Raw genomic sequence first — 20,231 nt, 5'->3', positions numbered from 1 at the left:
GGCGGGCGATGCTCAAGCGCGCGTTGGGCCGCAACCGGCTGTTCATCGACCCCGCCAAGCCCGGCCGGAACTTCGACCCCAAACGCATCCGCCTTGGACCACCACCGAACCACCAAAGTTAACCGCGAGAAGCCGTTCGGCCCCCGTACCTGTTGAACCAGTGACGGGGGCCGAACGCATGGTGCGCGAGTTCTCAACGCTGGCGCCGGGCGGTCCTGCGTGCGGTTCGCTTGAAGATGCCCGCGACGGCCGCCAAGTCGTCCTTGCTCATCCGGGGCATGGCCTTGTTCGCCGCTCGCCAGTACTCGTTCGGGTCGTGCGGTGTCGCGCTACGCAGGTCGGCGGGTTCGCATCCCAGCCGTGCGGCCCATGCCGCGAGCACCACGTGTGTCGGGGGCGCGGCGACCGGGTGGCCGTATGCACACGCCTGCACGTAGGCCGTTGTCACCTCGGCAGAGTCGGCCAAGGCTGCTGGCGCCACGCCCCGCACGTGCATCCACGCGCGCAGCCGGCCCGGCGAGAACACGAGTGCTGTCATGCGCCGCTCCCGCTGTCAGGGAGGGAGCCGGGCGACAGTGACCGAGCATCGCGATTCCGGGTTTCAGCGCTGTTCGGTGACCGGTCTGCCTGCCTCCCCGCGCATGGTTGATGCAGGTCACCGGGGGGAGACACGGGTGGGGAGTCGTCGGGGAGAACTCCCCGAGCACCTGTCTCCTCCCCGTCCGACTCCCCACACTCGTCGAGTGCGTCGGTGATGTCTTCGGCGCGGATGACCATGACGCCGTGGGACTTGCCGGGTCGGATGCCGTGCTCGGCGAGCGTGGTGGTCAGGTCGGCGGGTGCCCATCCTTCGTATTCGGTGGGGTTGTGCTCGGCGAGGCGGGAGAGCACGACCTGGGTTCGCACGCGCCGTTCGCCGCGCATCATCTCGGCGATGTCGGTGAGGTGATCGACCGGTGTGGCCTCGATCTTCAGTCGGTCGGGTGCCTCGAACTGCCGTCCGGTCTCGGCGAGGATGGCCATGGCGCGGTCGATGACCGGTGTCACATCGTCGATGCCGTCTTCGAACGGCACGTAGAAGGTGCGGACGAGTTCGAAGGTGGCGTCGGTGACGCCCACGGCGACGCAGGTTCCGCGGTCGGTCTTCATGCGGAGTTCGGTGGCGCGGATACCGGCCGCGTACTTCCCGGACCCCAACAGGCCGTCGTTGGCGACCTGGTCGGCCACGGAGAACGCGACGCCGCAGGCGATGTTGCGGGTGACCTCTCGCGGGATGCTGTCCTTCGTCGGTGACTGGGTGGCCAGTAGCAGGACGATGCCGTACTTGCGGCCGCGTTTGATCAACCGGATCGCGAGTTCGGCGGCGCGTTTGCCGAACGTGGGGTGTTGGAACAGTTCGTGGCATTCGTCGATCGCGCACACCAGCGGATGTAGGCCGAGCTCGCGCTTGTCGGCGAGCTTGCGGGACACCTTGGGTGGCCGGCCGGGTTGCTGGCCGAGGACCTGGCCGCGTCGCTCCATCTCGGTCAACAGGTCGGAGAGTGCCTGCAACGCGGTTTCGGCTACCGCGTCGTCCATGCCCATCCGGTAGCGGGCCAGCCGGGGTGTGAAGGGGTCGAAGTCGGGTGACTCGCCCATCACGAACACCCACAGTTCCGCGGTGGGGTCCAGCGCGGCACCGAGTAGCAGCGTCCGCAACGCGGAGGACTTGCCTTGTCCCGGCCGGCCGCCGACCAGCCAGTTCGCCTCGATCAGCGGCGCGTTGATGACCGTGCCGCGTTGGGTGAGTCCGAACGGGACACCCTCGAACACATCGACCTGTCCGTCGTGGAGGAGCGGCCAGTCACCGGCCCCACCGTTGAGGGTGCCTTTGTCGGCTACCCACAGATCGAGGATGCCGTCTTCCTCGCCCTTGGTCGGCCAGGTCTCCAGTCCGGCGCGGCCGAGGTTCGCGGCGAGCTTCGGTCGTTGCGCGGCCACCATGTCCGCGGTGACGCCGAGCGGTAGCCGGACCTGGGCGTAGGTGCCGTCCCCGTCCTTGCGGGCCGGGATGGTGTAGACGAGGTCGCCACCGTCCTTGAAGAACCGGTTCAACGGCGCGATCCCCAAGTGCGCCAACGCTTTCGAGATCATCCGTTCATCGATCCACGAGTCGGCGTCGTCCCGGTCCGGGCGCACCAGCCACCCGGCGCCGGGTGTCTTGTCCCGGCCCTCGAACACGGCGGCTACCAGCCACACCACCGGCGCGGCGTAGAGCACGACCGGCACGACCACGCCCAGCACCGCCCCTACGGCGTCCAGTCCGGTGTAGACACCAGATAGCCAAGGCCACATTGCCTTCCGGTCCATCCACGCGTCGACCGCCCACAACACGACCGCGGCCGGCGCGAGCACTCGCACTGTGACCACCACCCGGCGCAGGACGATGCCGACTCTCGCCCACCGTGCTTTGGCGTCCGCCCGGATCAACTCCTGCGCCGTGCGGCGGGCGTCCGGGTCGCCGGCGAGTCGGGCGTTGCGTGCGTCGGCCCGTAGGTCGGCGTAGCTGGCCCATGTCCAGACCTTGACCAGCCACCGCCAGTTCCCGCGCAGCAGGAACCACACCAGCCGCGCCGCGTCCTGCGGCACCTTTCGCACCCGGTACGCCACCACCGACCGCGCCCGCAGCACCGGACCGGACCGCCACACCCGGCCCGCGATCTCGGCGACCATGCGCCGCCTCGACGACGCCGTGATCTCCTCCGGATCGGGGTTGGTGACGAACTCGGCGTCATAGACCTTCGGCTCCAACTCCGTCCCGGGTGCGGCACCGTTCACGGGCCGTTCGTGAACGGTCATGGCCGCACCCGCCCGCGGTCGGCGGACTCGCCGTGCCCGCCGTGGTCGTGGTCGAGGTCGGCCACCAGCGCGGCGGCCAGCCGCGACGACAGGCCACGCGAGCAGCCGGTGACCCGCCGCACCCATGCCGGGGTGATCTCCACCCCTGGTGACCAGGCTCGACGCGCCATCGTCAGGTACTCGGCGAACGACGTGCGCCGAGCTGGTCGCCGGGGCGGCTCGTGATCGGTGCTGGTGTTCGTGAACGACGCGGTGCGTTGCGCCGCTTCGGTGAACGCCACCGTCACCGCGTCGGTGAGCTTGTCCCGCAGGTCCGTGACGGCCTCGGCGGCGACGAACACCACCAGCGGCGGCACCGAGTGCAGCACGACCCCGGCGAGCGAACTGGCCGCGTAGGACGCCCACGTGTTCATCACGTAGGTCGCGGCGAGCGTGAACCACTTCGCCCGCCGCACCCACGGCCCGGTCCGCACCTGATACCGCGCGGTGACTTGTTCGGCCCGCAGGATCGCCAACAACACCACCGACACCGTGGGATCGAGCAGCCAGGCCGCGAGCCAGGGCAGCGACCAGGCCGGCGACCCGGATGCGGCGAAGGTCTGGACGTTGGTCATCGTGAACGCCAGCCCGAGCATGATCCCGGCCCAGCACAACCGGTCCACCTGTGCCCGGATCCGCTCCACCCGCAACGCCACCACATCCGGATGCGTCTGGAACGCACGCACCTCAGCCGCCTCGGCGGCGTCCTGCGCCAACTTCTGCCCGCGGGTCAGCGGCTCGTGCCGCGCGTCCTGCGGACCATGCCGGGCGGTCATCGGCGACCACCCCGCCGACGCGGTGCGTCCAGGGTGGTCACGGTCAACGCCCTGGTCAGCGTGTAGGACGCGAACAGGGCCGGCAGGCCGAGTGCGGCGAGCACGATCCACGTGTTGCTCGCCGGGTGGGAGATCGCCAACCACTGAACACCAACGATCAGCCCAGCGGTGAACAACACCCGACCGGTCAGCGACAGCAACCGCGCCCCGGACCGAGCGGCGTCGGCAGCGGCCTTCGCGCGGCGAGCACCGGCCCGCCACACCATCAACAGCGCCAGCAACACGCCAACGCCCGCGAGCACCTGGACAGGAGTCAGATCGAACGTCATGGCGTCCGCCTCCTGCCCTGGCGCCGCGCCCGCCACACCGGGTGGAGCGCCCGGATGTCCTCGGCCGGCAGCGCACCCCACACACCGATCGCTTGGTCGCCGTGGGTGCGTAGCTCCAGCTCAAGACAGGCCCACCGGGCAGTGCAGCCGGCGCAGATCCGCGCGGCCACCTCCCGATCGGTGAGCGACTCGCCGGTCCAGTCGGGTTTGAGGTCGTTGGCATAGAGCCACGTGCAAGTTCCCTCGTGGGTCACGATGTCCCACAGGACGTCATCGGGTACGTGCTCGAACCGGTCGAGCCGAGACGCGAGTTCCTCGAAGTAGTTCATGGCCGCTCACCTCCCGCCGACTCGTCGAGCAGCCGTTTCAGCACGTAGGCGGGCACAACGAGGCGGGAGCGACGCCGGACGGTCGGGATCGCGCCCGTCCGGATGGCCTTGCTGATCGCGGAGCGAGGAACGCCGAGTAGCCACGCGGCTTCGTCCACGCTGTAGTAATCCGTTCGCCCGGAATTGGGCATGGCTGTACTCATGAATGAAGTCCTTTGAGTCGATATAGCTGATTTCAGCTATGAAAGTTTGATTTCAGCTCCAGCGGAGACATAGTTGTCCCCGGGGCACGGGAATCGTCGAAAGCCGCTAATCTCAGCGCTGAGGCGGAGCGCGGAGGAATGGGTGTCGGAGGACTGGGCTGCGGTCGCTAAGGCGATCAACGAGCGCGTGAATGAACTCGGCTGGCGCCAGCGTGAACTCGCGGAGCGGTCGCGCGTGTCCCAGGCGATCGTGCGCGAGCTCCAGCACAACACCGTGGAGCGGCGACGCAGCACCAGGACGTTGGAGTCGCTGGCCGTGACGCTTGGCTGGCACCCGCAGCACCTCAACGCGGTGCTGCACGGTCGTCGACCGCCTGAGCCCAACGAGCCGGTCACCGACGGCGGAGACACGCTGTGGTCCCGCCTCGACGCGCTCGAACAGCGCCTCGACGAGATCACCGAGCGCCTCGACGACCTCCGATCTGGCTTGACGACGGTCATCGAGAACGTCCGACCCGGCAAGTAGAACGGGGTGATTGGGCTTGCTGAATCGCTTGTTTCTCATGCCGTCAATTCCACGATGGATTTGCCGGGGAACCGATGAGCAACCAGTGCATAACCAGTGCAGAAGCGATGCCTAATTCGGCGATGGGGGCCATGCCGACGTGGAATCGGTGAGCGGCTGGACCGGTAGCACCGCGTGCGCGCTACAGGCGGCCATGCGACTCAGCAACGACGCATTCGCTCGACGTCTCGGCATCGGTCTGCGGACGGTCGCAGGTTGGCATCAAAAACCGACGCTTCGTCCGCAGTCTGCGATGCAAGAGATCCTGGACACCGCGTTGGAGCAGGCGTCACCCGCGGTCCAGGCGCGGTTCGCGGAACTCACCGCCGACTCGGCGCCCGACCAGGGCAGCGCGACAGTCGAGGCCGAGGGCAGGCTCAGCGCCGATCCGAACATCACCGCGGCCCTGCATTGGCTCGACCAGCACGCCGGCTGGGAGCCGGGAACCGCGCGGCGCGATGTTGCGGCCCGGCTCTCGCGGATCGATCCGCGACAGCTACAGGACCGGGGAAGCCGCCGAGGCCGGGTCGACCAACGGCGCGTGGCGGACGCTCTGGGCGACTACTACCGCGACCGGACCGGCGGGTACGGCCAGTACGCCGCGGCTGGCGTCGTGACCAGCGTCTTGACTCACGCTGACCGGCTGGACCTCGACTGCGAGTTGATGCCGCCGAGCGACCGGCTGACGGTCACGAACACGACCGCTGACCGCGAGATCGCGCTGGACGAGGAGACCGCGGGGCATGCGGCGCAGCGGTTGGCCGAGACTCTCGCGTTGAACATCCGGCTCGTGGACGGGCCGTTGTTCCGACTGGTCGATATCGAGCCCCGGAGGGGTGCGATCCGGGGGACGTTCGACGTCACCCGGTTCGTCAGGTACGCCCTGACCATGGACCTTCTGGAAGGCGAGCTGATCGACGCGCTCGCCGCCGATGTGCCCGTGTCGCCCGAGACCCTCCCGCTCCGCCACACACACCTTCCCGACCTGGCATCCGTGCTTGACCTGCCCGGACGACTCTGCGCCGGCGGCGCGCTCGCCCTCTGCGCGATTGCCCGCCCGGCAAGTCCGCTCCGCGGCCCGGCCGACTATGTTCTCCTGGTGCAGGAACGGTCTGGTCACGTCGTCAACGCCGCCCGCAGGCTAGCGGTGATACCCAAGGGCTTCCACGAGCCGATGACGGACTACCGGGCCGACGCGCATCTGAGCGCGACACTTCGCCGGGAGATGGAAGAGGAACTGTTCGGCCGCGAGGACATCGACAGCACCAACGGCGATCAGCGGCGGGCCGATCCGATGCACCCAAGCCGATTGTCCGAACCGATGCAATGGCTCACGGCCGAACCCGACCGGCTGCGGATGGAATGCACCGGATTCGGCCTGAACCTGATGAGCGGCAACTTCGAGTTCGCCAGCCTCATCGTCATCGACGACGAGGAGTTCTGGTCACGCTTCGGCGGCCAGATCGAGGCCAACTGGGAAACAACGTCCCTGCGCCAGTATTCGAGCCTCGACCGCGACATGCTGAGCGAACTGATCAGTGACAATGCGTGGAGCAACGAAGGACTCTTCGCGCTATTGCAGGGGCTTCGCAGCCTGAGCCGGGTCGGCGGAAGCCGAGTAGACACCCCGACCGTTGAATGGGAAATCCGATAGTGGCCACAAATTGGATCTATGGGAACGCCGCCGAGGACACAAAGGATGACCGCGGCTGGCTCCTCGGTCATTTCATCGACCCACCCGACGACGTGCGCCACAGCAACGACGTTGAGGTGAAGTGGGGAATCCACCCGGCCGGCGACAAGCGCCCCGAGTGGACGGCGGACGACCAGCGAACCACTCTCCTACTGCTCGTGCAGGGAAAGTTCCGCATCGACCTCACCGACGGCAGCAAGGTACTTGCAGTCCAGGGCGACTACGCACTGTGGGGACCGGGCATCGACCACTCGTGGGAGGCCTTGTCGGACTCCGTCGTCATCACGGTCCGCTGGCCCTCAGCATCCTGACCCCTGCTCAGTCAAGCTCGATGGCCGGCAGATCGACCCGCCGCCCGCCCGTCTCCTGTAGCCGGCGCAATCCTTGAAGGAACGCAAACAACCCTTCGTTGCTCCAACTCTCGTCCGCTACCAACTTGGCGATCAGGTGACTGTCCAAACTGGAGTAAAGCCGAAGACCCGCCGATTCCCAATTGGCTTCAATGTCACCACCGAACCGCGACCAGAACCCCTCATCCTCGATGACAATCAGGCTGGCGAACTCGTAGTTGCCGCTGATCAGATTCAGGCCGAAGCCCGTGCACTCCATTCGCAGCCGGTCGGGCTCGTCCATGAGCCACCGCATCGGTTCTGACAGACGGGTCGGATGCATCGGCGCGGCTGCACGGTGCACGTCGGCTGTGCTGTCGACCTCCACGCGCCCGAACAACTCCTCTTCCATCTCCCTGCGAAGCGATGCGCCGATCAGTGTGTCGGCGCGCACGTCGTTCAGCGGCTCATGGAAGCCCTTGGGAATCACGGCCAACCGCCCCGCGGCATTGACGACCTGACTCGACCGTTCCTGCACCAGCAGTGCGTAGTCCGCGGGGCCGCGGTACGCATCGGCCGGCCGAGCAATGGCGCACAGGCCGAGCACGCCACCAGCGCACAGCCGTCCTGGGAAGTCGAGCACCGACGCCACGTCCGGCAGATACCGTCCACGCAACGGAAGGTCACCAGTCCGCGTGTCGCGGTTCTCGATCAGCGCATCGGCCAACTCGTCTTCGAGCAGATCCATGGTCAGCGCGTACTCCACGAACGGGGCCGTGCCAACATGACCCGAGATCCCACCGGCACCGATGTCAATATCCAGGAGCCGATACAGCGGTTTGCCGGTCAAGCGCACATCCAAAACGACAGCCTCAGCAAGCCGATTCACAGCGTGCCGCGCTTCGAACGCATCAAGAACGACATTGGCCGGCTCGACGTCGGCCAAGCCGACTCGATCGACATCAGGGGTCAAGGAGCATCCGAGGTTCAACCACTCCGTTCGTGAAAGGATCGTGGTGCGAATTTCCTGTTGCCCGGATACATGTGCGCAATAAAGCCCGAATCCAGGCTCACCATCGATGTTGTAGTACTGCAAAAGTGCGTGGGCTAGCTGACTGCGAGTCACGTGCGCTCGCCTGATGTTTCTGTCAAATACGTCGCCTCGCGCCAACTTCCTCACTCGGGAAGCGACCTTCCGCCGAGTCGTATCGGGAATCCATCCGGCCCGCTCGTCCAACCACTCAAAGGACATGGCTCGCATTTCATTAGCGTCGGCGCCCCGCTCACCGAGTGCCTCGTCGCCTGTCGCTCGAACACGTCGCGACCGGGCCACGTGGCCGGACGTTGGGCGACTTGTCACCCCCGGCGCCGATGCCATGTCCTCCACGTCCGCGACGACAGATCGTGGCGGTGAGGCCAACAGTTCGTCGACGCTGACACCGAAGATCCGTTCAAGCAGCCGCGCAGTCGCCGGACGCAATGCGCCGAGTGGACGACCGCCCGGCCCTCGGCCTGCGGCGAGCCGTTGCAGATGTCGCACGCCAAGCGACCCTGGCTCGTTGTGCTCGCGGGCGAAGTTCTCCGCATAGTCGACGAACTCCTCCAGCGTCTGTCGCCGCTCCCAGATCCGCTGCTCCAGCACCGTGCGAAACGTCCGCATCAAGCTGGCCCCCCTCACCTCACGGTAGGTCGTCGCAAGTCGTGTCCAAGTCGCATCAAGGGCGTTGAGCTGACCGCAAGCCGATGACACGGTGATTTCAAGTGTCGCACAGAACGTTACAGCCACTACCAACGAGGATTGATCACCACCATGTCCGACCAACAAATCACCACGTCCCCGCCTGGCGCCAACCGCGTCCCGCCTGTCGACGATGCCCACACGGACGGCCGGCTCATGCACGAACTGACTGTCGTCAACACCCTGCTCGGCCGCTACGTACTCCACTTCCTCGACGCCGACGCCGGCCGCACCGACCCAATCACCACTAGCGATGAACGTGCCCTCGCCGATCAGGTCTCCGCCGTCGCCGCCGGTATCCGCGCACGAGCCGACCGACGCGACCACCACGGCGAAACGCCACCCCTGATCGGCTCCACGTGCGGATAACACCGGACGTGTCGAGTGCTCAATTCCCCATCGCGACGTACGTATAGGAACACACATGCAGGATCAGGATCCGACGGTTCGATCCAGGGAACTAGGGCGACTGCTGTCCGACGCGCTGGCAACCATCGGCATGAACCAAATTGCGCTAGCTCGCGAACTGGACTGGTCACCCAGCACGGTGAGCAGGATGATCAGCGGAAAGCGACCGGTGAGTGCTGAACTCATGTCCGGCGTACTGGGCGTGCTGCGGGTCACCGGAGAACAACGTCGGTACATTATGAAAATTTCCCGAGCCGTGGCCGAATCTGGATGGTTGCGGGAAGTGGGGGACCGACAGCCCGCAAGAAATGTGAACCCGGGAAATCAGAACCCCGAGGATGAGATCCTCGTCAGCAGTGAGAATCCGGCGAACATGAGTTCGCCCGGCGAGGTCCCGGGACGCGAGGCCCTGAATGGGCTGGAGGATTCCGCGGCCACCATGGTCGTGTTCGAGCCGAATTGCATTCCGGACATGCTGCGAACCGCCGAGTACATGACCGCGATAATGAAAGCAAAAGCTGCGATCCCGGCGGATGAGATTGATGCTCGCGTGAACGCCCGGTTGGCGCGACACGGTGACCTCCTGGACCGAAAGGGCCCGGCCGACCTCCTGTTCTTCATTGACGAATACGCGCTGTGCCGCAGCGGCGCCGGCCGGGATGCCATGTCCATCCAAGTTCACCACCTGTTGTGTATGGCCGTTCGACCGAGGATCACGATCCGAGTGATTCCCGAAGCCGCGGGCTTCCACGCGGGCACCAAAGGCCAGTTCCAGCTCCTGGCATTCAAGGACGGCAACCCGATCGTATGCGTCGAGAACGAGACCTCGATCGTCTTCCTGGAACGCGAAGAAACTATCACCGCGTACAGGGACATCGTGGCAGAACTCTCACGTGTTGCTCACGGCGAACCGCAAACCCGCACCTGGCTCTCCAGCCTGGCGGCTCGACTAGGCGCACAACAGGACGACGCCAACACTCCGAGAACGGGCGGCATATTCGAGCTGGACGAAGACCAGGACGACCAGCGAGAGGTGGACTAACGGTGTGCAATGAAGGCATTACTTTTGACGTGTACGTGGAGATCGAAGATCCCGAGGTTCGAATTACGGTTGAGAACGTTGACGACCGGGTTGCGGTAGAAATCGGCGATCCGCATTTGGCAGACGGCCGAAGCTGCCTTCGCCTGTGGCTCAAGGAACCAGATGCAGCTGTCGACATCGGCAGCAATTTGATCAAGGCAGGTGAACAACTCATCGCGCTCCGTATGACTTCGAGTGACGATGATAACAACTTTCCACTGCAGACGTAGAACATTCGGAAAGCATCGAACTCGCAAGGGGCAGTAGCTCAGTCGGTTAGAGCGGAGGACTCATAATCCTTTGGCCGCGGGTTCAAGTCCCGCCTGCCCCACATTCAGGCCTGCATTCTCCCAGCGTCGGCACACGCTCGTCACCAATCGAGAATCACGTCAATGACAACTGTCCAGGAAATGACGCGTTGGAGCGATGGCCAAACATTGCCCGCTGGATACCATCTCCGAGCGTGGTATCCCAACGAGCACGGCGAGATGCCGTGCGCATCGACTCGGCTAATCCGTCTGAGCGACACGCCAATACAGAGTAAGACCTCAAACTACTAACGGTCAGAAGCGCGTCGCAATCTTGGTGATTCTATCGTTGTTCCGAGCTGGTCCTGTGCGTGAGTGATCGCTTCGACCAACGGGTGCCCTGCGAGTAGGGAGTTAATTGCGCGGGCGGCCATTATCAACGAGATCGCGGTCAATACGAGATGGTCGTGGATCGGTCTGGTGCCGTGGTTGATCAGTGTGCCGTCGTCACCCAGGTAGGCTTCCGCGCCCTTCGGGCTGGGGTGCACGTGGGCGGAGAGCGTGCGGTATGGCACGTAGAGGGTCTCGGCGTCGTAGGCGATGCATAGGTCCGCGAAGTTCGTAATCATCCCCGACAGCGGGTGCGTGGCCTTCTCGGGGCGGGTGATGTCTGGAGGGATCGGCCAGTTCGCCTTGTGCGCGTGGTCGAAGAGCTTGCGCCGATTCTCGGTGCCGGCTGCCTTAACTGCTGCCATGGCGTCATCTCCGACTTCAACGACCCAGTGCAGCACGAGGGCGTGTTCGAGGATCGAACGGACGCTCGGAGCGGCCTCGTGGCCGCGCCCGGCATCGTGCGCAAGTAGCACGAGTTGGCTGCTCCGGTTGATCCATACCCACCATCCGTACACCGACTGGAACACGTGTTCCCGATCATCCAGGACACTGATCTGTCCTGCCTCAGTGAGCTGGACAAACGAACTAGTCAACAGGAGGATTGCATCCCCAGCCCGCTGACCCGTCGCCGGATCCCTGTTTTCGTCTTGGATCACGAACGGTGTATCGCCACCGCAGCGACAGCCGTTGCCACAGACGCGGGCGCCGTATCTGCAAGACTCTTGAGTACGCCGATCCCGGTCACGTTGTGAAGCCGAGCGCAGGTCACAAATGAGTCACTGAGGGCCACGGCCCGACGACCTACTCGACGCACTCGCCCAGATCACCTGGCGACAGGCTTCCTGGTTCTCATCGACGATGCAACCGTCTCGGCGTGTCGCCGCGAGTCTGCGCATCTCATGGCAAATACTTGTAGGTTCCGCGGGATCCGCGCCTCATGGTCCCGCATGATCTCGGGGTACATGGCCATGGCAGTTGAGGTGACCAACCAGCAGGAACAGCGACAGCTTTGGCAGGTGGTTGACCTGCTGGATCGAGCTTCAACCTGGGAAAGCATCACCAACGATCCTTCTGGAGTGTGGATCGTCCAGCCGGGCAGCCCGCTCGCGGTAGACGACGCAGCAACCGCGCCGCGCCACCACCTGTCGTCATACTCTTGGAACGCGATCACGGTCGCCGTGGATCATCTCCACTGTCTGCGAAGGTCACTGATCGAGAACAGCGCCACTGGTCGACCGCAGGTCTTCCTGCACACCCACGCCCAGGCGTCTCTTCTGCGTGGCGCGCTGGAGAACGCGGCACGTGTCATCTGGCTGCTCGGCCCAGAGGTACGTAGGCAGCGAGTGTTTCGGCGCCTGGGCCTGCAGGCCAGGGAGATCACAGCCAGCGACAAGATACACAAGATCATCGGTGCTACGCCGCCGCGCACGACGCAGGTAAGAAGCGACGAGCTCAGGGCTCTTGGTAAGGCCGCCGGCCTCACTTCCACCGAGCTCAAGAAGGTTTTCAACCCTCACGAGTTTGGCTATGCCAGGATCGTCACGCAAGCGGCGACGCTGGCCAGCCTTGACTCCAACTTGGCGCGATTCGCCTGGAACGGGTGCAGCGCGCTTGCCCACGGCGACTTCCACGCGACGTTGTCGCTGCTTGATCGTGAAGTCGTGGGCCAGCAGGACACCATGATGCTGGGACGCATCACGATGCCCGTGCAGCTACTTCACGCAGCCGCAATTGTCTCAACACGACTGATCGACGCAGCGCTCAGCCGGTACAGGGAGTGCGCCGGGCGCCAGATCTGACGCTCAATCTCGGCGCCACCGCTTCAAGTTAGGGCCGTCGAATCGGCTGATCGAGATGAACCACCGGGTAAGGCGCATGGATCTGCCGCCCTGCAGCCCGGCTCTGCTCACGTTCGCTGTGTCCGCGCACCATCTTCGAGTCGTACCGTGTCGGGACCACACACTAAGCAGCTCACGCTGGCACCGCCATCCAGTGGGCGATGGATCAGTCCCCGCTGGTGCCCTCCGGCCAGGCCGTCGGGGATCGCGGGTCACAATTAGGTCACCAAATGTGACTTCGCCTTCGGGTCCCGCGAGTCCAACGTTCGGGGTCGTGAGTGTTGGACTCGCGGGTCGGGACGGTTGGACTCGCGACTTTGCCGGGGCCCTGTGGCTGGCCCCACCCCGTACTCGGTGGCCCGCCCCATCCCGGTTCTCCCCGCGGCCCGACATGGTTGTCCCACGAGGAAAACCGTTGTGGGGGGACAGAAATGCGTAGAACCAGGGTCGCCACCGCTGCCGTCTGTGCCGCGTTGATGGTCGTCGCCCCCGCCGTGGCGGTCGCCGCCCCGGCGCCGGTCGTGGCGGCGCAGGAGCAGGTAGCGGCGACGAAGATCGCCTCGATGAGCCGTGCCGAGGTCGCGGCGTACCTGACCGGCTACGAGCTGGACGCGGGCGCCGTCCGGCACGGCGTGGACCTGTACCGGATGACGTATCGCACCCGCGGCGTCGACGGCCGCCCGACGACCGCGACCGCGCTGGTCGCGGTCCCGCGTGGCGCCGGTCCCGGGCGGCCGACGGTGGCGTGGCTGCACGGCACCCGGGCCAACCGCGACGACACGGGCTCGATGTCGGACAACCTGGACCGTGCCGCGGCGGTCCAGTTCGCGACCGCGGGCCACGTGACGGTGGCGCCGGACTACCTCGGGCTGGGCGAGGGGCCGGGCACGCACCCGTACATGATCAGCAAGCCGACGGTGACCGCGTCACTCGACGCCCTGCGGGCCGCCAGCGGCCTCGCCCGGCTGGACCGGCGGGTGCTGGTGACCGGCTTCTCGCAGGGCGGCCAGGCCTCGATGCTGGTGGCGCGGGCGCTGCAGCGGGACCCGCACTTCCGGCTCGGTGCGGTGGCGTCGATCAGCGGGCCGCTCGACATCCGCGGGGCGGAGCTGCCGGCCGCGCTCGACGGCCGCCTGGACGGCCTGAGCGCCACGCTCTACCTGGGCTATGCGATGGTGGCGTGGAACCGCGAGTACCACCTGTGGGACGACCCGGCAGAGGCGTTCCAGGCCCCGTACGACCAGATGATGGACACGCTGTTCAACAGCGACACGCCGGAGCAGGACATCGTGACGTCGCTGCCCGGTTCGCCGGAGGAGCTGTTCACCACCGCGTTCCTGGCCGAGCTGAGGCACCCGACCGGCACCCTGGCCCGGGTGCTGCGAACCAACGACGACGCGTGCCGCGACTGGCGGCCGAGGGTCCCGGTCCGCCTGTACACCTCGACGGGGGACGGGGACGTGGCGATCGCGAACACGCTGAACTGCCGGGACCAGCTGGCGGAGAGCGGTGTGCGCGCCTCCGTGGTCAACCTGGGTGACATCGACCACGTCACGGCCGGACGCACGGCGGTGCCGCGGGTGCTCGCCTGGTTCGAGCAGGTGGACTGAGCCGTGCCGGGGGCCGGAGGCCGCGGCCTCCGGCGCCGGATTCCGGCCTCCGTACCGGTCCCGGCGCTTCCGCCCGAGGCCGATCGACCCTGTGGACAACCCCCGGAGTCGCGGGGACCCCCCGCATTCCAGCTTAACGACGCACACCGACGGTTTCGGCCTGAAGCCGATCAAGCCTGTGGACAACCCCCGGAGTCGCGGGGGCCCCCGCGTTCCAGTCTATTCGGCGGCTCTGACGGTTTCGGTCGCCGCGGAGCGGAGCTGTGGATCAGTCGGGGCCGCCGCCACCGGCGCCACCGGCCACCGAGATGACCACGGCCCGGTCGTCGCTGGAGACCGGCTTGCCGCCGTCCTTGTTGACCGTGCCGGCGACCGCGACCTGCTCGTTGACGAGGTCGAACCCGCCGAGCAGCCCGAAGCCCTCGTCGGCGGCCATGGTCACCTGCGGCTTGGCGGAGAACGACCCGTCCTCGGCCAGCGGCAGGCTCTGCAGGTTGCCGGCCTTGGAGGTGGCCACCCACACCGAGTCCGAGGCGGAGACGCAGCCGGCGACCCCGGGCCGGTCCGGCCAGCTCCACGCCGGCGTGGTCAGGTCCTTGCCGAGCTGCAGCTGGTAGAGCAGGTCCTGCTGGGGTGCCTGGTCGGTGACCCACATCCGCGACCCGTCCAGCGCGCCGCAGACGCCGCCGGGGGAGTGCAGCCCGCTCGCCACGATCGAGCCCGGGTTCGGGTTGTCGGCGGCCGCCTTGCCGGCCGTGTCGAGCCGGAGCACCTTGCCGGCCATCGAGCGGGGGTCCTTGGCCGCGTTCGGGTTGCCCGCGTCGCCGGTCGCGAGCAGCAACGCCCCGCGGTGGTCGAGGCCGAGCGCGCCCTTGTTGCCGCTCGGTCCGCGCGGGATGCCGGTCAGCACCGGTTTGGGGGTGTCGCCGGGGGCGATGCGGACCAGGCGGTTGTCCGTCGGCGTCGTGACGTACGCGAACAGCAGCTGGTCCTCGGCGTAGGTGGGGGAGAGCGCGAGACCGGTGAGGCCGCCGTCGGTGCTCGCTTCGACCGGGATCGTGGCGATGACCTGCGGGTCCGCGCCCCGCTTCACCCGCAGGATGCGGCCGGTCGACCGCTCGCCGACGATCGCGGTGGGCTCGGTGCCGTCGCCGGGCAGCGCGGCCACCGCGCCCACCTTGTCCAGGCAGGTCGCGATCACGGCGGGGTTGTAGTCGGTGCACCCGTCCGGTGGCGGGACCTCCGACGGCGGCGTCTGCTCCGGCCCGCCCGGCGTCTCGGGGCTGCCCTCACCCGGCAGCTGCGGGTCGGGCCCGGCCTGCGGGGTCAGGTCGTCCTGCGGGTGCCAGTCCTCCGGTTGGTCACTGAACGTGGCGCAGCCCGCGGCCAGCAGCACACAACCGACCGTGACGCCGGCCATCAACGTCCGCCACCGCGCTCCCATGCCCCCAAGCTAGGTCCACCGCCGTGAACAACACGTGAGAGGGTGGCGAGCGTGACGATCACGGTCCTGGTGCCCGATGAGGAAGGCGTTGCCGCGCTGGCCGGCATCGGCGGCGTCCGGGCGATCAGGTACGACGGGGCGCAACCGGACGAACCGCTCCCGCCGGAGACCGCCGAGGCCGAGGTGCTGGTGCCCGCGTTCCTCGTCCCGATCGACCCGGAGTCGTTCGTCGACCGGATGCCGAACCTGCGGCTGATCCAGCTCATGACCACCGGCGCGGAGAACTGGATAGGCCGGATCCCGTCCAGCGTCCTGCTGTCCACCGCCCGCGGCGCGCACGGCGGCAGCACCGCGGAGTGGGCGCTCGGCGCGCTGATCGCGGTCTACCGCGAGCTGGTCCCGTTCGAGCGGGCCAGGCAGGCGCGGACCTGGACCCGCCGGCCGACGGACACGCTGCAGGACAAGCGGGTTCTTGTGCTCGGCGCGGGTGACGTCGCGCTGCGTACCCGCCGCCGGCTGGAGGCGTGCGACGCCACCGTCACGCTCGTCGGCACCCGGGCACGCGATGGCGTGCACGGGATCGACGAGCTGCCGGACCTGCTCGGCGAGCACGATGCGGTCGTGCTGATGGTGCCGCTCACCGACGCCACGACCGGCCTCGTCGACGCGGACTTCCTCGCCCGCATGCCCGACGGCGGCGTGCTGGTGAACGCCGCGCGCGGCAAGGTGGTCGACACCGACGCGTTGCTGGCGGAGCTGACCGCGGGACGGCTGCGTGCGGCACTCGACGTCACCGAGCCCGAGCCGCTCCCACCCGACCATCCACTGTGGACCGCACCGGGCCTGTTGCTGACACCGCACGTGGCAGGCAGCGTGCACGACTACAGCCGGCGCGCGTATGCCGTGGCGGCCGAGATCGCGCGGTACGCGGCCGGTGCGGAGCCGGAGAACCTGGTACACGGAGAGTATTGATGCGCCGCTGATACGACGGCACCGCCGCGTCCGGTCGGCCAATGCCCTACCCTGCGCGGGGTGACTACTGACGACAACCGCCCACAGGCTGCGGGCGGTTACTCAGATAGCGGCCTGTTCGACGGTGGCGACGACCGGTACGCCACGCGGGACTACGGTTCGGGCCAGGGTCTCGGCTCCCGCGGTGACTCGTCGTTCGACGACGGGTACTCCAGCGGGGCGACGACCGTGCTGCCCGGCACCTCCACCACGTCGTCCTCCTACGACAGCGAGTTCGGCGGCGACTTCGACGACGAGGAGCCGCGATCGCCCGGTATCGCCTGGCACGGCGGGCTGGACTTCGGCCTGCTGGTGCTCAGACTCGTGCTCGGTGGGCTGTTCATCGCGCACGGCCTGGACAAGTTCTTCGGCTGGTTCGACGGCCTCGGCATGGGTGGCACCGAGGAGCTGCTGAGAGGGTTCGGCTACACCGAGCCGACGATCCTCGCCTGGGTTGTCGCGCTCAGTGAGACCGCCGGTGGCGTGCTGCTGGTCCTCGGCCTGTTCTTCCCGGCCGGTGCGGCCGCGATCCTCGGTGTGATGGCCAACGTGATCGTGGTGAAGGGCGACTGGAACACCTTCCTCGGCGGTGTCGAGATGGAGATGATGTACGCGGGCGCGGCGTTCGCGCTGCTGTTCACCGGTCCCGGCCGGGTCGCGATCGACCGGCACACCCACTGGTTCCGCAAGGCGCCGATCTACGGGGCCGTGTTCCTGGTCCTCGCCGCGGGCGCGTCCGTGGTGACCCTGGTCGTCTTCCGCTGACCCGCCGAGCGGAGGATGGTTCTCGTGCCATCCGCGCTCCCTGACGGAGACGTCGCTCCTGCCGACGGCTCGCTGCCCGAGTCCGCCCTGCGTGGGCTCGGGCGCCGGCCGTTCGGCGTCTACGTGCACGTGCCGTTCTGCGCCACGCGCTGCGGTTACTGCGACTTCAACACCTACACCGCGGCAGAGCTCGCCTCCTCGCCCGCGTCCCCGGCGTCCTGGTTGGACGGTCTGCGCCGCGAGCTGACCCTGGCCGCGTCGGTCCTCGGCGCCCCGCCACGGGCGTCCTCGGTCTTCGTCGGCGGCGGCACCCCGTCCCTGCTGGGCGCCCCCGGCCTGGCGGCGGTCCTCGACGCGGTCCGCTCGACCTTCGGGCTCGCTCCGGACGCCGAGGTGACCACCGAGTCCAACCCCGAGTCGACGTCACCGGACTTCTTCGCGAGGATCCGGGAAGCCGGCTACACCCGGGTGTCGCTGGGCATGCAGTCGGCGGCCCCGCACGTGCTGGCCGTCCTGGACCGCACCCACACCCCTGGCCGGGCCGCGGCTGCCGCAGGCGAGGCGCGCGCGGCCGGCTTCGACCACGTGAACCTGGACCTGATCTACGGCGCCCCGGGCGAGCGCGCGGGCGACCTCGCCGCCTCCCTGGACGCGGTGCTGGCCGCGGGTGTCGACCACGTGTCGGCCTACGCGCTGATCGTGGAGCAGGGCACCGCCCTGGCCCGCCGCATAGCTCGCGGCGACCTTCCCGCCCCCGACGACGACGTGCTCGCCGAACGATACGAGCAGGTCGACGCGGCGCTGTCCGCGGCCGGCCTGCACTGGTACGAGTTGTCGAACTGGGCCGCCGGCCCGGACGCGTGGTGCCGGCACAACCTCGGCTACTGGCACGGCGCCGACTGGTGGGGCGCCGGCCCTGGCGCGCACAGCCACGTCGGCGGGGTCCGCTGGTGGAACGTGAAGCACCCCGCGAAGTACGCGGAGCTGCTGTCCGGGGGCCGTTCCCCGGCCGCGGCCCGCGAGATCTTGTCCACATCGGACCGCCGGCTCGAGCGCGTGATGCTGGAGCTCCGCCTGGTCGACGGCCTGGTGATGGACGCCCTGGACCCCGCCGCCCGGAAAGAGGCCCGTGTCGCGGCAGTGGACGGCCTGCTGGACCCGGCCGCCCTGGAGGGGGTGCACGGCCGCTTCGGCCGCTGCGTGCTCACTCTGAAGGGCCGACTCCTGGCCGACGCGGTGGTCCGCCGGCTGACCTGACGCCGAGTTGTCCCCAACCAAGATCAACCGCGCGGATAATGTCGGTGCCCGTCAATAGACTGGAAAGCGGGGGGCCCCCGCGGGTTGTCGGTTGTCCACAGGCTTGATCGGTTGCGGGCGGAAGTGTCGGGGCCGGTCCGTAGGCTGGAATCCGGGGGCCGGAGGCCGTCGCTAGTCGACGACGTCGCGTGACCGATCCGTCGGCATCGCGCGTAGACCGGTCAGCATGCGCCCCATCACCTCGGCGTACTCGGCCTTGATCCGTGGCTGGTCGGCCGTCGCGGCGGCGGACAGTGCCTGGCCTGCCGCGCCCAGCATGCCGAAGGCCAGCTGTGTTGTCGTCACCAGTGGCACCGGCGCGAGCTGGCCGCTCTCGAGCAGCGCCCGCACGAACTGCTCGACCAGGCCGTAGGCGTACTTCTGCTCCTCCTCGATCCAGCACGTCCAGCCCAGCGCGAGCGGCCCCTCCTGCCACACCACCCGCCCGTAGACCGGGTCGCAGCACTGGGTGAGGAACTCGTCGAGCGCGAGGAGCGCGCTGTGCCAGGCGTTGTCGCCGTGCGAGCCGGCCTTCGCAGCGCGGTCGACGGCATTGGTCTCCAGCCTCGCGAAGACCGCCTCGAACAGGGCGCGCTTGCTGCTGAAGTGGTGGTACACCGCGCCGCGCGTCGCCTGGATGTCCCCGGCGACGTCCTCGAGCGACGTGCCCGCGTAGCCCAGCTCGGCGAACCGCCGGGTGGCCGCGTCGAGCAACGCGGCTCGGGTGGCCTCCGAGAACTGGTCGCGCCTGCTCTTCGCCGTTGACATGCGCCGAGTATAAGACATACGCTGTGTATGTCACGAACACAGAGTAGGTGAAACGATGTCTGGGGCTTGGGAGAGAACACATCGCCGCTACCGCCTCGTGCACACCGTTCTCGACGAGGTCGCCCGCACGGGCCGGCCCGAGGTGTCGGTGTCGCTGTGTGCGGACCTGGATGCCGAGTTCGGCGACTTCGGGGGGTTCCTGCGGGAGGTCCAGCGGCGCTGGTACCGCTCGTTCGACGCGCGGCTGGACGGCGTGCTCGATGAGGGGCCGGCCGACCTCGCCGCGGCGGCGCGAGAGGTGTGGCAACAGTTGGCCGACGACCTGGCCGGCACCCGGCTGCTGCTCGACGCGCACGCCGAGCATCCCGCGCTGCTCGAGTTGGCCGAGTGGCACCGAAAGGCGCTCGTTGCGGTCGTCGGGGACGACGAAGCCGAGTTGGGTGGGGTGCGGCGCGGAGCCGTGCGGAGCGGCATGTGCTGGTGGCGGCGCGCGATGGCGACCGCCTGAGCCGTCCGAGTTTCAGTCGCCT

At 67.7% G+C, this 20,231-nt stretch carries 21 protein-coding genes and 1 tRNA gene; 12 read left to right on the top strand and 10 right to left on the bottom strand.

What is annotated here, in order from left to right:
- Positions 1–193: 193 nt before the first annotated feature.
- From GEV28_RS11230 to GEV28_RS11205, 6 genes are read right to left on the bottom strand one after another with little or no spacing between them, the layout of a single operon-like run.
- Positions 194–538, bottom strand: coding sequence for a hypothetical protein (locus tag GEV28_RS11230; protein WP_291411386.1), 345 nt, complete (start codon positions 536–538; stop codon positions 194–196).
- Complete coding sequence (locus GEV28_RS11225) at positions 535–2,838, bottom strand: FtsK/SpoIIIE domain-containing protein (RefSeq protein WP_291411384.1); 2,304 nt, start codon at positions 2,836–2,838, stop codon at positions 535–537. The genes GEV28_RS11230 and GEV28_RS11225 overlap by 4 nt, the downstream gene beginning before the upstream one ends.
- Positions 2,835–3,653 carry a hypothetical protein gene (locus GEV28_RS11220; protein WP_291411382.1) on the bottom strand — a complete coding sequence of 273 codons (819 nt, stop codon included), beginning with the start codon at positions 3,651–3,653 and terminating at the stop codon, positions 2,835–2,837. Before GEV28_RS11220 ends, GEV28_RS11225 begins: the two co-directional genes overlap by 4 nt.
- Complete coding sequence (locus tag GEV28_RS11215; RefSeq protein ID WP_291411380.1) at positions 3,650–3,982, bottom strand: hypothetical protein; 333 nt, start codon at positions 3,980–3,982, stop codon at positions 3,650–3,652. Before GEV28_RS11215 ends, GEV28_RS11220 begins: the two co-directional genes overlap by 4 nt.
- Entirely contained in the window at positions 3,979–4,311 is a 333-nt protein-coding gene (locus tag GEV28_RS11210; protein ID WP_291411378.1) for a WhiB family transcriptional regulator, read from the bottom strand. The genes GEV28_RS11215 and GEV28_RS11210 overlap by 4 nt, the downstream gene beginning before the upstream one ends.
- Positions 4,308–4,514: a helix-turn-helix domain-containing protein gene (locus GEV28_RS11205; RefSeq protein WP_291411376.1), complete on the bottom strand. Its 207-nt coding sequence runs from the start codon at positions 4,512–4,514 to the stop codon at positions 4,308–4,310. The genes GEV28_RS11210 and GEV28_RS11205 overlap by 4 nt, the downstream gene beginning before the upstream one ends.
- Before the next feature lie 142 nt (positions 4,515–4,656).
- On the opposite strand from GEV28_RS11205, the gene GEV28_RS11200 reads away from it, so the two are divergent.
- The 3 genes from GEV28_RS11200 to GEV28_RS11190 all read left to right on the top strand — a co-directional run bounded on the left by GEV28_RS11200 (position 4,657) and on the right by GEV28_RS11190 (position 7,083).
- Positions 4,657–5,040 (top strand): XRE family transcriptional regulator, encoded by a 384-nt coding sequence (locus tag GEV28_RS11200; protein WP_291411374.1) that lies wholly within the window; start codon positions 4,657–4,659, stop codon positions 5,038–5,040.
- A 148-nt stretch (positions 5,041–5,188) separates the two neighbouring features.
- Entirely contained in the window at positions 5,189–6,733 is a 1,545-nt protein-coding gene (locus GEV28_RS11195; protein ID WP_367115084.1) for a transcriptional regulator, read from the top strand.
- On the top strand, positions 6,718–7,083 hold the full coding sequence (locus GEV28_RS11190) for a signal peptidase I (protein WP_291411372.1): 366 nt from the start codon (positions 6,718–6,720) through the stop codon (positions 7,081–7,083). Before GEV28_RS11195 ends, GEV28_RS11190 begins: the two co-directional genes overlap by 16 nt.
- A gap of 7 nt (positions 7,084–7,090) precedes the next feature.
- Here GEV28_RS11190 and GEV28_RS11185 read toward each other — a convergent pair whose 3' ends face one another.
- Positions 7,091–9,169: a transcriptional regulator gene (locus GEV28_RS11185; protein WP_291411370.1), complete on the bottom strand. Its 2,079-nt coding sequence runs from the start codon at positions 9,167–9,169 to the stop codon at positions 7,091–7,093.
- Between the two features lie 94 nt (positions 9,170–9,263).
- Here GEV28_RS11185 and GEV28_RS11180 point away from each other — a divergent pair, with 94 nt between their 5' ends.
- The 3 genes from GEV28_RS11180 (at position 9,264) to GEV28_RS11170 (ending at position 10,659) form a co-directional block, all read left to right on the top strand.
- Positions 9,264–10,289: a helix-turn-helix transcriptional regulator gene (locus GEV28_RS11180; RefSeq protein ID WP_291411368.1), complete on the top strand. Its 1,026-nt coding sequence runs from the start codon at positions 9,264–9,266 to the stop codon at positions 10,287–10,289.
- Positions 10,290–10,291: 2 nt separating this feature from the next.
- A complete protein-coding gene (locus GEV28_RS11175) occupies positions 10,292–10,558 on the top strand; it encodes a hypothetical protein (RefSeq protein WP_291411366.1) in 267 nt (88 codons plus the stop codon).
- A gap of 27 nt (positions 10,559–10,585) precedes the next feature.
- Positions 10,586–10,659: transfer RNA gene (locus GEV28_RS11170), tRNA-Ile, on the top strand.
- 225 nt (positions 10,660–10,884) lie between these two features.
- Here the strand turns inward: GEV28_RS11170 and GEV28_RS11165 are convergent.
- Positions 10,885–11,625 (bottom strand): DUF5677 domain-containing protein, encoded by a 741-nt coding sequence (locus GEV28_RS11165; RefSeq protein WP_291411364.1) that lies wholly within the window; start codon positions 11,623–11,625, stop codon positions 10,885–10,887.
- 312 nt (positions 11,626–11,937) lie between these two features.
- On the opposite strand from GEV28_RS11165, the gene GEV28_RS11160 reads away from it, so the two are divergent.
- Complete coding sequence (locus GEV28_RS11160; protein ID WP_291411362.1) at positions 11,938–12,768, top strand: hypothetical protein; 831 nt, start codon at positions 11,938–11,940, stop codon at positions 12,766–12,768.
- Positions 12,769–13,238: 470 nt separating this feature from the next.
- Complete coding sequence (locus GEV28_RS11155; RefSeq protein WP_291411360.1) at positions 13,239–14,417, top strand: lipase; 1,179 nt, start codon at positions 13,239–13,241, stop codon at positions 14,415–14,417.
- Positions 14,418–14,685: 268 nt separating this feature from the next.
- Here GEV28_RS11155 and GEV28_RS11150 read toward each other — a convergent pair whose 3' ends face one another.
- Positions 14,686–15,861 carry a PQQ-dependent sugar dehydrogenase gene (locus GEV28_RS11150; protein WP_291411358.1) on the bottom strand — a complete coding sequence of 392 codons (1,176 nt, stop codon included), beginning with the start codon at positions 15,859–15,861 and terminating at the stop codon, positions 14,686–14,688.
- A gap of 51 nt (positions 15,862–15,912) precedes the next feature.
- On the opposite strand from GEV28_RS11150, the gene GEV28_RS11145 reads away from it, so the two are divergent.
- Genes GEV28_RS11145 through hemW form a run of 3 tightly spaced genes read left to right on the top strand, consistent with a single transcriptional unit; the run spans position 15,913 to position 18,894 of the window.
- Positions 15,913–16,833, top strand: coding sequence for a 2-hydroxyacid dehydrogenase (locus GEV28_RS11145; RefSeq protein ID WP_291411356.1), 921 nt, complete (start codon positions 15,913–15,915; stop codon positions 16,831–16,833).
- Between the two features lie 60 nt (positions 16,834–16,893).
- Entirely contained in the window at positions 16,894–17,637 is a 744-nt protein-coding gene (locus GEV28_RS11140) for a DoxX family protein (protein ID WP_291411354.1), read from the top strand.
- Between the two features lie 24 nt (positions 17,638–17,661).
- Positions 17,662–18,894, top strand: coding sequence for a radical SAM family heme chaperone HemW (gene hemW, locus GEV28_RS11135; protein ID WP_291411352.1), 1,233 nt, complete (start codon positions 17,662–17,664; stop codon positions 18,892–18,894).
- 171 nt (positions 18,895–19,065) lie between these two features.
- Here the strand turns inward: hemW and GEV28_RS11130 are convergent, their stop codons facing one another.
- Positions 19,066–19,701, bottom strand: a complete 636-nt coding sequence (locus GEV28_RS11130; protein WP_291411349.1) for a TetR/AcrR family transcriptional regulator — start codon at positions 19,699–19,701, stop codon at positions 19,066–19,068.
- A 55-nt stretch (positions 19,702–19,756) separates the two neighbouring features.
- Here GEV28_RS11130 and GEV28_RS11125 point away from each other — a divergent pair, with 55 nt between their 5' ends.
- Positions 19,757–20,209, top strand: a complete 453-nt coding sequence (locus GEV28_RS11125; protein ID WP_291411348.1) for a hypothetical protein — start codon at positions 19,757–19,759, stop codon at positions 20,207–20,209.
- The last annotated feature ends 22 nt before the right edge of the window (positions 20,210–20,231 follow it).

Source organism: Actinophytocola sp. (genome assembly GCF_009379765.1).
GTDB lineage: Bacteria > Actinomycetota > Actinomycetes > Mycobacteriales > Pseudonocardiaceae > Actinophytocola.
This window is presented reverse-complemented; position numbering and strand designations above follow the sequence as displayed.

Bases quoted from the DNA above. Each gene is read 5' to 3' on its own strand.
- GEV28_RS11150 (WP_291411358.1), bottom strand. From the start codon at position 15,861: ATGGGAGCGCGGTGGCGGACGTTGATGGCCGGCGTCACGGTCGGTTGT.
- GEV28_RS11155 (WP_291411360.1), top strand. From the start codon at position 13,239: ATGCGTAGAACCAGGGTCGCCACCGCTGCCGTCTGTGCCGCGTTGATG.
- GEV28_RS11125 (WP_291411348.1), top strand. From the start codon at position 19,757: ATGTCTGGGGCTTGGGAGAGAACACATCGCCGCTACCGCCTCGTGCAC.
- GEV28_RS11180 (WP_291411368.1), top strand. From the start codon at position 9,264: ATGCAGGATCAGGATCCGACGGTTCGATCCAGGGAACTAGGGCGACTG.
- GEV28_RS11220 (WP_291411382.1), bottom strand. From the start codon at position 3,653: ATGACCGCCCGGCATGGTCCGCAGGACGCGCGGCACGAGCCGCTGACC.
- GEV28_RS11160 (WP_291411362.1), top strand. From the start codon at position 11,938: ATGGCAGTTGAGGTGACCAACCAGCAGGAACAGCGACAGCTTTGGCAG.
- GEV28_RS11215 (WP_291411380.1), bottom strand. From the start codon at position 3,982: ATGACGTTCGATCTGACTCCTGTCCAGGTGCTCGCGGGCGTTGGCGTG.
- GEV28_RS11130 (WP_291411349.1), bottom strand. From the start codon at position 19,701: ATGTCAACGGCGAAGAGCAGGCGCGACCAGTTCTCGGAGGCCACCCGA.
- GEV28_RS11225 (WP_291411384.1), bottom strand. From the start codon at position 2,838: ATGACCGTTCACGAACGGCCCGTGAACGGTGCCGCACCCGGGACGGAG.
- GEV28_RS11210 (WP_291411378.1), bottom strand. From the start codon at position 4,311: ATGAACTACTTCGAGGAACTCGCGTCTCGGCTCGACCGGTTCGAGCAC.
- GEV28_RS11190 (WP_291411372.1), top strand. From the start codon at position 6,718: ATGGGAAATCCGATAGTGGCCACAAATTGGATCTATGGGAACGCCGCC.
- GEV28_RS11205 (WP_291411376.1), bottom strand. From the start codon at position 4,514: ATGAGTACAGCCATGCCCAATTCCGGGCGAACGGATTACTACAGCGTG.
- GEV28_RS11230 (WP_291411386.1), bottom strand. From the start codon at position 538: ATGACAGCACTCGTGTTCTCGCCGGGCCGGCTGCGCGCGTGGATGCAC.